The sequence below is a fragment of the Nitrospirota bacterium genome (assembly GCA_035516965.1).
Lineage (GTDB): Bacteria > Nitrospirota > UBA9217 > UBA9217 > UBA9217 > MHEA01.
Genome location: DATIZR010000091.1, coordinates 69,627 through 79,444 on the forward strand (window position 1 = coordinate 69,627; position 9,818 = coordinate 79,444).

Consider the following 9,818-nt stretch of genomic DNA (forward strand, 5'->3'; position numbering starts at 1 on the left):
CGTTCTTACCTCACAGGGTTCGCACGCGGACAATGGTGGACCGCAATCTCATTTCTTTTCCGGTATCTTGACGACCGAAAGAAACAGGCCGAGCATCCTGACAGCCTCGCTGAACTTCTCGTATTCCACGGGTTTCGTTACAAACACATTGCACCCAAGCTCATAGCACCGTGAGATCTCATGCGGGCTGTCGGTGGTCGTCAGCATCACGACCGGGATCTGCTTCGTACGGTCGTCATTTTTAATGATGGTGAGCACCTGGTACCCATCGATGATCGGGAGATTGAGGTCAAGCAGAATGAGCGGCGGGGCTGGGTGCCCGTCTCCGTTGTACTCGCCTTTCTTGAAGAGAAAATCGACGGCTTTCTGCCCGTTATCGAGCGTGATGATCTCGTTCGCGATCCCCGCACGCCGGAGGTTCTTCTCTATGAGCAGTGCGTGCCCGGGATCGTCCTCGACCAGGAGAATCATGACCGATTCTTGGTTTTTCATAGCTAGCCCTCGCTGTTTGCCGCAGTAGAGACGAGTTGCCCCTCGTCGGGAGCTGATTGTGTCCCTCCCGGGGTGAATGTGTGCCAAACGGGACCACACATCGTTCGATCTGCGCCTTGACGGTCACAGCCATGTCTGCTTTCGCCGCGCATATCAAGGACGTATACGCACTTATCGGCATATTCGCATCAACTCTTAAGAGAAGTCTTCGGGCCGGCATGGGGAGGAAAACAAGGGATACGGGCATTCCTGCTCGATCCGGCGGTCGCAACAGACCCCGGGTTCCAGGCGGAAAGGAACGCCGCCGTGGAGTCAAGGAGGCGGCATGGGAAGTCCCCCCGCGGTGTCACCTGATGCAGGCGTACTCCGCAGGTCGTGTGAGATCGAAAAACTGAAGGTCGTTCCCGTTCCAAGCGTTGTGTCGCACCAGATGCGCCCGCCGTGGCGCCGCACGAGCGCCTTCGCATAGGCGAGGCCCATACCCTCGCCGGAACCGTCCTGCGGCCCGAGCCGGCTGAAGAGATCGAACACCCGGGAGACATCGTCGGGTGCGATCCCCCGGCCGTTGTCGCGGAAATGGAACAGGTTCTCCGAATCATTCCGCTCTCCCCGTACCTCGAGAATACCTCCGCTGCCGGCCTCGGTGTACTTGATCGCATTGTCCACGATGCTGCCCACGACCTGTTCCAGGGCGTTCCGGTCCGCGGTGATCTGCGGCAGGGCATCAATGGCCACCGTGATACCTTTCCTCGCGATCGCCCCTGCCTGTGACTCGACGAGCGATCGGACCAGTCCGGTCATGTCTATCGGTTCGAAGGACAGCGTCCTATTCCCGATGCGGGAGAGCTTCAGGAAAGCATTGATCAGCGCGTGAATTTTATCGGACGACGCATTGATGAAACCCAGTGCCGCAGGAATCTCCTCCTGGACGACATGCTGAAGACGCGTTCGCTCCTTGCCGGCGAAGCCGGTAATACCGCTGTCCAGAAACGCGCTGATGTGCCGGAGGGAGCCGCCCAGCTCGGCGGAGAAGCCCTTCAGGTTCACGAGCGGCGTCCGCAAATCGTGAGAGATGCTGTACACGAATGATCTGAGCTCGTCGTTTCTGTCCTTCAGGTCCCGGGAGTAGCGGTGAAGCTGTTTCTCGGTCCGTTCATGGTCAACGATCTCCTGCTGCAGGCGGAGGACGACCTGCGACAGCTCCCGCGTGCGGGCCTGGACTGCGTCTTCGAGGCGCTCCTTGGACTGTTCCAGATCGTACCGCAGCCCCAGCTCCTTGGCGAGGCTCACGCCGTTCAGGTAGCGCATGAGCAGCACCGTGGAGAAGATCATGACCATGAAGGCATTCGAGGTGAAGAACGCCTCCCTGTTCGTGATCCGTTCGGTCATCACGATGGGCAGGAGATACACGCAATAGATGAGGACGACGGATGCCGCATAGAAGGAAAATCGCGCCGGAAGGAGACCCGGTGCCGCCACGCAAAGGAGGATCATCCCGACGTAGTAGGACGAGGCATGGCCGCCGATCTGGAGGATCATGATCTCGATGGTAGCCGCCGACCCGCCGATCGCCGCATACGCAAGGAGGAGATGAACGAGGCGGTTTGCCGACCGCGCCGCAACCGCGGAGATCGCCAGCAGCAGGAACGATATGATGACCCGGTAGGCAAGGAACCGCGTGAAATACCCGCGCGCAACGAAGTAGTCGAGAGCGCTCAACATGAGAAAGAGCACGGCTCCCCACGCGCTTGCCCGGATCAGCCACTGGCGGAACTGGGCATCGATGTTGCCCCCTATGTAAAGCTCTCTGTTCATGTCGATGCTGCAATCCACGGGCATGAGGGCATCTCCGGCGCGCCGTCAGCCCGTGAACGCAACCTGCCTCAGTCAATGTATCGGCACCGGAGAATAAAACTTTAACCTCGGCCCATCAAGGGCTCCCGGTTACTTTCTGTTGGGAAACCGATCCCCGATGAAAGGGGCCAAGAAGACCGCCCAGTTCGGTCTGTTCTGGACCAATCCGGCCAGAGGAACCCCTCCGGCATGAGCCGGTAGGATCCCCTAAACAACGCGACCGCCTGGGCGTTGCGGAAAAATGTCTTTCCGAATTGCCAACAAAAAAGGCTTAGAGGATGCTCTAAGCCTTTTTTACTTTTTCATCTGATGTGAAAATTGATTTATCTTCTGCGCTCTGAATTTAACCCTTGTTTGCAGCCAGCAGCCGACAATAAAATGTTCCTTCATCTTGCTGCGAGATTTTTTTTCATGCGGTGCGGAAACCTACCCGTTTATCTACTTCCCATGGCACTTTTTATATTTCAGTCCGCTGCCGCACGGGCAGGGATCGTTCCTGCCGACCTTCGCGCCCGCGTGCACCGGCTGGGGCGCTGAAGCGGCTGCCGCGTCTCCCGCTCCCACAAAGGTGAGGTTCGCCACCTGGCGCTTCTGTTTCCGCTCGATCTCGCGGCTCTGCTCCTTTGCCGCGGCCCGGATCCGGAAGAGGTTCTCGACCGTTGATTCGACGATGCGCAGCTTCATCTCCTCGAACATGTCGAAGCCTTCCTTCTTATACTCGATGAGCGGGTCCTTCTGGCCGTAGCCCCTGAGGCCGATGCCCTCCTTCAGGTGGTCCATGGCGAGAAGGTGGTCCTTCCACTGGTGGTCGACTGCCTGGAGCATGAACACCTTCTCGATGTGGCGCATGACGTCGGAGCTGATCTCTTTTTCCTTGTCCTCGTAGCTCTGCCTGAGCGTCTCCCAGAGCTTTTCACGCAGTTCCTCCCGCTGCAGCTCACGGGCGTCGAAGTCGCTCTTCAGGTGATAGGAGAACTTTGCCGCGAGGGCGTCCCGGAGTCCGGTCACGTCCCAGGTCTCGGGATAGGCGTTCTCCGGACAGTAGAAGCCGAGCACGCCATCGAGCAGTTCCTCCGCCAGCCCGAGGACCTCTTCCTTGAGGTCCTCGCCTGCCAGGATCTGGCGGCGCTGCTCGTAAATGACTTTTCTCTGCTGGTTCATCACGTCGTCGTACTCGAGGATGTGCTTGCGCATCTCGAAGTTGTGGTTTTCCACCTTCTTCTGAGCGTTCTCGATGGCCCGGGACACCATCCGGTGCTCGATGGGCACATCCTCCTCCATGCCGAGCCTGCCCATGAGGCCCGCGATGCGATCGGAGCCGAATATCCGGAGGAGATCGTCCTCGAGCGAAAGATAGAAACGGGAAGAACCCGGGTCGCCCTGGCGTCCCGAGCGGCCGCGCAGCTGGTTGTCGATCCGGCGCGCCTCATGGCGTTCGGTGCCGAGAATATGGAGCCCGCCGGCCTCGATGACCTTTTCCTTCTCCTTCGCGCACACATCCCTGAACTCGGCCAGCGTTTTGTCCCATTCCTCCCGGGTATAGTCCTTGCTCTTGAGCGCCTGGCGCGTCAGGCCCTCGGGATTTCCGCCCAGCACGATGTCCGTTCCGCGGCCGGCCATGTTCGTGGCGATCGTGACTGCCTGGTACCTGCCGGCCTGCGCGACGATCTCGGCCTCCATCTCGTGGTACTTGGCGTTCAGGACGGAGTGCCGGATGCCTTTCTTCTTCAGCATGGCGGCGAGCGTCTCGGACTTGACGATGGAGATGGTTCCGACCAGCACGGGCTGGCCTTTCTTGTGCCGCTCCTCGATCTCGGCTATGGCCGCGTTGAACTTCCCCGTCTCGTGCTTGTAGATGAAATCGGCGTTGTCGATGCGGACCATGGGCCGGTGGGTCGGGATCACCACCACGTCGAGGTTGTAGATCTTCGCGAACTCCGCGGCCTCGGTCTCGGCCGTGCCGGTCATGCCCGCGAGCTTTGAATAGAGCCGGAAATAGTTCTGGAACGTGATCGAGGCCAGGGTCTGGTTCTCGTTTTCGATCTTCACGCCCTCCTTCGCCTCGATCGCCTGGTGCAGGCCGTCGCTCCAGCGCCTGCCCGGCATGAGCCTGCCCGTGAACTCGTCGACGATCATCACCTCGCCGTCCTTCACCACGTAGTCCACGTCGCGCTGGAACAGGGCATGCGCCTTCAGCGCCTGGTGCACGTGGTGCACGAGATCGACATTGGAGGGGTCGTAGAGGTTGCCGGCGTTCAGCATCTTCTCGACCTTGATGTTTCCCTCCTCGGTCAGGGCAGCGGTCTTGGTCTTTTCCTCGATGGTATAGTCCGCTTCCTTCGTGAGGCTCGGAATGATGCGGTTGATCTTGTAATATTTGTCCGTTGAGTCTTCCGTGGGGCCGGAGATGATGAGCGGTGTTCTCGCTTCGTCGATCAGGATCGAGTCGACCTCGTCCACGATCGCGAAGTTGAGCTCGCGCTGGACATACTCGTCGAGCGCGAACTTCATGTTGTCCCGCAAATAGTCGAACCCGAACTCGTTGTTGGTCCCGTAGGTGACATCCGACCCGTAGGCCTCTTTCCGCTGCTCATCCGTAAGGCCGTGGACGATCACGCCCACGGTGAGCCCCAGGAAATTGTAGACCGGGCTCATCCACTGAGCGTCGCGGCGGGCCAGATAGTCGTTCACGGTTACGACGTGGACGCCCATGCCGGACAGCGCGTTCAGGTAGACCGGGAGCGTGGCGACCAGGGTCTTGCCCTCGCCGGTCTTCATCTCGGCGATCCTGCCCTGGTGCAGGACGATGCCGCCGATCAGCTGGGCGTCGAAGTGGCGCATCCCGAGGGTCCGTTTCGAGGCCTCGCGGACCACGGCGAACGCCTCGGGCAGAAGGTCACCGAGGGTCTCGTCCCCTTCAAGACGCTTCTTGAACTCGTCGGTCTTCGCTTTAAGCTCCGCGTCGGAAAGCCGGGAAATGCCCGGCTCAAGGGCGTTGATCTCGTCGACGACCACCTGGATGCGCTTCAGTTCACGCTCATTGGCCGTTCCGAATACCTTTTTTAATAGTGTGCCTATCATCCGTTGCTCTTCTCCATGATCGCGTGAATTCAGGGATTATACGTGGATGCTTGGAAATCAGTCATTTATAACATTTTTCCGGCAAACAATTCAAGAGAAATGAACTGCCCGAGGAATCGGTTCCTCGCAATCCTCCTCAAAATGCCTGTGATCAAGACAGAACACTGACCGCCTGAGCGCACGCCCGGCTCGTGGGAGCGGGATTTTCCAGCCCAAATCCTTGAAAATATAAACAGATGTTCTAAAAAAACAAATTACTGATATGAAATCTCTTTCCTGCTTGACAAAAAAACCCCATCCGTGTACAAAAGAATGCATGAAGAGCATCCCAATCGATAGATCGATCTATGAAATGCAAGCCGACATCTGCAAGACCCTCACCAACCCCAAACGGATCGAGATCCTGAACACGCTCCGCAATGAAGAAAAGACCGTGACCGAACTGGTGACGGCCCTGGGCGCATCGAAAGCGAATGTCTCGCAGCACCTCGCGGTAATGCGCCACAAGGGGATCCTGACGACGCGGCGCGAAGGCGTGAACATCTACTACCGCGTCTCGAATCCCAAGGTCATCGAAGCATGCTCCCTGATGAAGGAAGTTCTTTTTGAACAGCATGCCGCGAGGAAAAAAGCGGTGACCGGGGCATAGGCAGCATCTTCCGTGCGCCACACCCTTCCTTTCCGAGCCTGCCGCTTAACTATTTCCAGACACTTCGATACTGCATCTCACATCGCCTTTCTCCGGTTATGCTCTCCTGTTGCATGAGGCCGGGAAGCAGTGATCCGGGGTGTATCGCGCTCCTGCAGATCCCTCCCGTCATCGCCGTTCGAAAGGAGGCACCGCTCATGAAGAAGCTTCTTTTGGCCGTCCTTTCCCTCCATCTCCTCTGTGCCGGCGTAGCCGCAGCCGATGACCCGTCGTGGCTCCAGATCGGCGGCGACTACCGGTTCCGGTACGACTACCTGAAGGGATCGATCCATGACTACCGGCAGGCCGACCTCACCGGGGCGAACCCGCTGGGTTCCGCCATGGCCGGATTTACCGTGGAAAACAGCTCGCTCATGCTTAACCGCTTCGGCCTGAACCTGAAGGCCGATGCTCTTGAGGACGTGACCGTGAAGGCCCGCTTCCTTATGTACAAGGTGTGGGGCCATGAGACCGCAACGCCGGTCGAGGGCGGGACAGCCGTCCCTGTGGGCTTCTTTGGCGACAGGGCAATGGGCGTGAATGACGGCACGATCGGCCATGTGCCTTCGGACAACGCTCTCCGTGTGGACTATGTCTATGCGACGGTCGGCAATCTCTTCGATGCACCCGCCTGGTTCTCGGTCGGCCGCAGGCCGTCCACCGGCGGTATACCGGGCAACCTGAGGCAGAACCAGGAGACGACGGGAACAGCCGGTATGCCGAGCCTCATGATCGACTATGCATTCGACGGGATGACCCTCGGGTTCGCTCCGGACATCAATGCGCTGCCGGGCGCATACGCAAAGCTCTGCTACGGCAAAGGATTTGACAGCGGCTATCAGCCAACCACGGGCGCCAGCCTGAGGGATACTGATTTTCTCGGCATGAACCTGGCTGTTCTGGACTCCGATCTGGTCCACGTCGAATTGCAGTATCAGAAAGGCTGGCATATCTCCGACACGCCTTCGGACGGAGCCTTTGGTACTTCAGGACCCACGGAGAACCTGGGGAACATTCGGTGGCTCGGCGGCGTCGCCACGGGCAAGTTCGGACCACTCAATCTCTTCCTGTCAGCGGGCCAGAGCAAGACAGATCCCAATAACAATACGTTCAATTCAAACACGTCTCCCTGGGGCCTTCTCTGGACGTCGGTCGGCGCAGGCGGCGAGGGACCGGTGAGCAAGGAAGGATATGCGCTCTATACAGGCGCACGCTATGACATGAACCGCACGAAGATCGGCGTAGAGTATAACCGGGGGTCAAAGAACTGGATCGGCATGGTTCCGTCCGAGGACGATATCTGGACGAGCAAGCTGGGTACCCGCGGCAGCGTGTACGAAGTATACCTGATCCAGGAACTCGACCGGAAACCCATCTCAAGGAATGCCAAGGCTTTCCTGAGGCTCGGCTACCAGTATTACCGGTTCGCGTATACGGGCAGCAATTTCTGGATCGGAGCACCGGTAAACATATCGGACCTCACCTCAACAAGCCCGATTAACCAGCAAATCATGGCTCCCGTTGACACGGCAAAGGACCTGTACCTCACCTTCGACGTCCAGTTCTGAACCCTCGTGAGCCTTTTGGCACGGGGAATTTGACAACCTCTTTTGTTCGCGAATGGGTATCCCCTTGACAGAAATGAGATCGAAGACTAGTATTGTGACCATGCAATATTCTCCTCCTGCTGTTTTGCTCCTGTGCCTGCTCTCCCTTTCCTCCCTCTGCAGCGCCGCAGGCGTTTCCGAGGTCGGGACGGAGGCGGGCAGCTATGCACCCCCCTTCACGCTGACCGACATCTCGGGCAGGGCTGTCTCGCTCGAATCACTCCGGGGTCAGGTGGTCCTGCTCAATTTCTGGTCGATGCTCTGCGCACCCTGCATGGCAGAAATGCCGTCGTTGAACCGCCTCTTCCTGACGTTGAAGGACAAGGGACTGCAGGTCATCGCAGTCTCGATCGATCCGTCCGACAAGCCGGTCCGGGACTATGTGGCGAAGAACAATATTGCCTTCCTGGTACTTCTCGATGCCGGCAAGGAAGTGTATGGCAAAGCATATGCCGGACCCGCGCTCCCCGCCACCTATCTTATCGACCGGAACGGAATCATCGTGGAAAGTTTCAGCGGGCTTGAGGTATGGGACGCTCCGGAAATGATGAAACGCGTCCAGATGCTTTTAGGGCAGAAGTGAAGAAAAGGGAAAACCGGGAGCAGGAACGTCCCGAGGCAGGACTTCAATGATGAAGGACAAGGCGGCGATGCTGAAACGTGAACTGCCCGCTCTCGGCCGTCAGGACAGCAAAAACCCCGGGAGGGGGAACCCGGGGCTTCAGGTATCGTCTCTATTTATCTGCTAGTGAATCAGCAGCGTAAGATGAGCTTAGGAAGCTTTCATCACATTTGCGGCCTGGGGGCCTTTCTCGCCCTGGGTGATCTCAAACTCGACCATCTGCCCCTCGGAAAGGGTCTTGTACCCCTCTCCCTGGATCGCCGAGTAGTGAACGAAGACGTCTCTTCCACCCCCGTCCGGCTCTATAAAACCATACCCTTTTGACTCGTTGAACCACTTCACTTTCCCGGTAGACATATTGCTTACTCCCTCCTTGCGGTTTCCGCATCGGGCCGGAGCCGGTTTGTCCGGCTGCTTGTGCCTTTATGCGGAAGCGTTTTTATCAAAGGGAAAGAGCTTCTCCGTTCATCCCCCACGCCCTTTTCCCCGGCTAGTGAACGAGCTGGTACTTCGTATGTAATCGGAAGAGAAGCCATAGGCAAGATAGGATTCACGATGGAATGAGTATGACCGCCGGGGGCCTCTTTGACTTAATTAAGATAGCGAACGGGGTTCACCGGCAGGCCGTTTACCCGCACTTCGTAGTGCAGGTGAGGACCGGTGCTGGAGCCGGAGTCGCCGAGATAAGCGATGACATCGCCTCGTTTTACCCGCTGACCCGGCTTGACATTCAGCCGGGAATTGTGGCCATAGATCGTCTTGATACCGTAGCCGTGGCTGATCTCCACCATGTTGCCGTAGCCCGTGCCAAAGCCCGCTTTGATCACCACACCGTCCGCCGGAGCGACGATGGGTGTGCCGGTCTGCGCCGCTATGTCCAAGCCTTCATGAAATGTCAAGATGCCGCTGAACGGGGAGATTCTGTTCCCAAACGGAGAGGTGACCCATCCCCGGACAGGCCACACTGAAGGCGTGGATGCGTAAAGCGAACGTTTATCTTCAAAGTATTCGATCAGCATCTGGAGACTGGTCTCCTGCCGGGAAGCCGCACCCTTGAGCTGGGTCAGTTCCTGGTGCATTTCTTTCAGGACCTCTTCCTGCTTTTTCTCTCCCATGCTCGTGAGGTTCTGAAGCCCCAGTTCGTCCGGACCGCCGATGCCGAGCACCTGATGCGCCTTGTCGCGCGGGCCGAGGCTTACCGCCCTGCGGAGCTTGGTATCGAGATCGCGGAGCAGGAACATCTGGCGCTTGTAATCGAGCATGTTCAAGGCAAAGTTCTGAACCTGGGCCTTCTGTTGCATCAACTCTTCGCGCATCGACTGCAGTTCCCAGACCTTGTCTTTGACGTCATTGTATTCGTAAATGAGGTAGAGAGAGAAGCCGACAATGGCAAGCAACGAGAGGATTACAGATTTGATGACGGACTTCGAGATGCTGAGCGTTCTGACCCGCTCATTCGGGCCAGGCAGGAACA

At 58.1% G+C, this 9,818-nt stretch carries 8 protein-coding genes; 3 read left to right on the forward strand and 5 right to left on the reverse strand.

All coding sequences use genetic code 11. The features are described 5' to 3' along the window. Positions 1-48: 48 nt before the first annotated feature. The 3 genes from VL197_13890 to secA form a co-directional block, all read right to left on the reverse strand. The gene (locus VL197_13890; protein HUJ19069.1) at positions 49-492 is read right to left on the reverse strand and encodes a response regulator; all 444 of its coding nucleotides are present in this window, start codon (positions 490-492) and stop codon (positions 49-51) included. A gap of 312 nt (positions 493-804) precedes the next feature. After that, positions 805-2,331, reverse strand: a complete 1,527-nt coding sequence (locus VL197_13895; GenBank protein HUJ19070.1) for a HAMP domain-containing sensor histidine kinase — start codon at positions 2,329-2,331, stop codon at positions 805-807. Positions 2,332-2,784: 453 nt separating this feature from the next. Continuing rightward, a complete protein-coding gene (gene secA / locus VL197_13900) occupies positions 2,785-5,427 on the reverse strand; it encodes a preprotein translocase subunit SecA (GenBank protein HUJ19071.1) in 2,643 nt (880 codons plus the stop codon). A 316-nt stretch (positions 5,428-5,743) separates the two neighbouring features. On the opposite strand from secA, the gene VL197_13905 reads away from it, so the two are divergent. The 3 genes from VL197_13905 (at position 5,744) to VL197_13915 (ending at position 8,305) form a co-directional block, all read left to right on the forward strand. Then, positions 5,744-6,076, forward strand: a complete 333-nt coding sequence (locus VL197_13905; protein HUJ19072.1) for a metalloregulator ArsR/SmtB family transcription factor — start codon at positions 5,744-5,746, stop codon at positions 6,074-6,076. A gap of 197 nt (positions 6,077-6,273) precedes the next feature. Next, the gene (locus tag VL197_13910; protein ID HUJ19073.1) at positions 6,274-7,683 is read left to right on the forward strand and encodes a DUF3373 family protein; all 1,410 of its coding nucleotides are present in this window, start codon (positions 6,274-6,276) and stop codon (positions 7,681-7,683) included. A 100-nt stretch (positions 7,684-7,783) separates the two neighbouring features. Next, on the forward strand, positions 7,784-8,305 hold the full coding sequence (locus VL197_13915; protein ID HUJ19074.1) for a TlpA disulfide reductase family protein: 522 nt from the start codon (positions 7,784-7,786) through the stop codon (positions 8,303-8,305). Positions 8,306-8,494: 189 nt separating this feature from the next. On the opposite strand, the gene VL197_13920 is transcribed toward VL197_13915, so the two are convergent. Further along, positions 8,495-8,701, reverse strand: coding sequence for a cold-shock protein (locus VL197_13920; protein HUJ19075.1), 207 nt, complete (start codon positions 8,699-8,701; stop codon positions 8,495-8,497). A 233-nt stretch (positions 8,702-8,934) separates the two neighbouring features. Beyond that, positions 8,935-9,818 (reverse strand): M23 family metallopeptidase (locus tag VL197_13925; protein ID HUJ19076.1); only part of this gene is annotated, 884 nt, incomplete at its 5' end.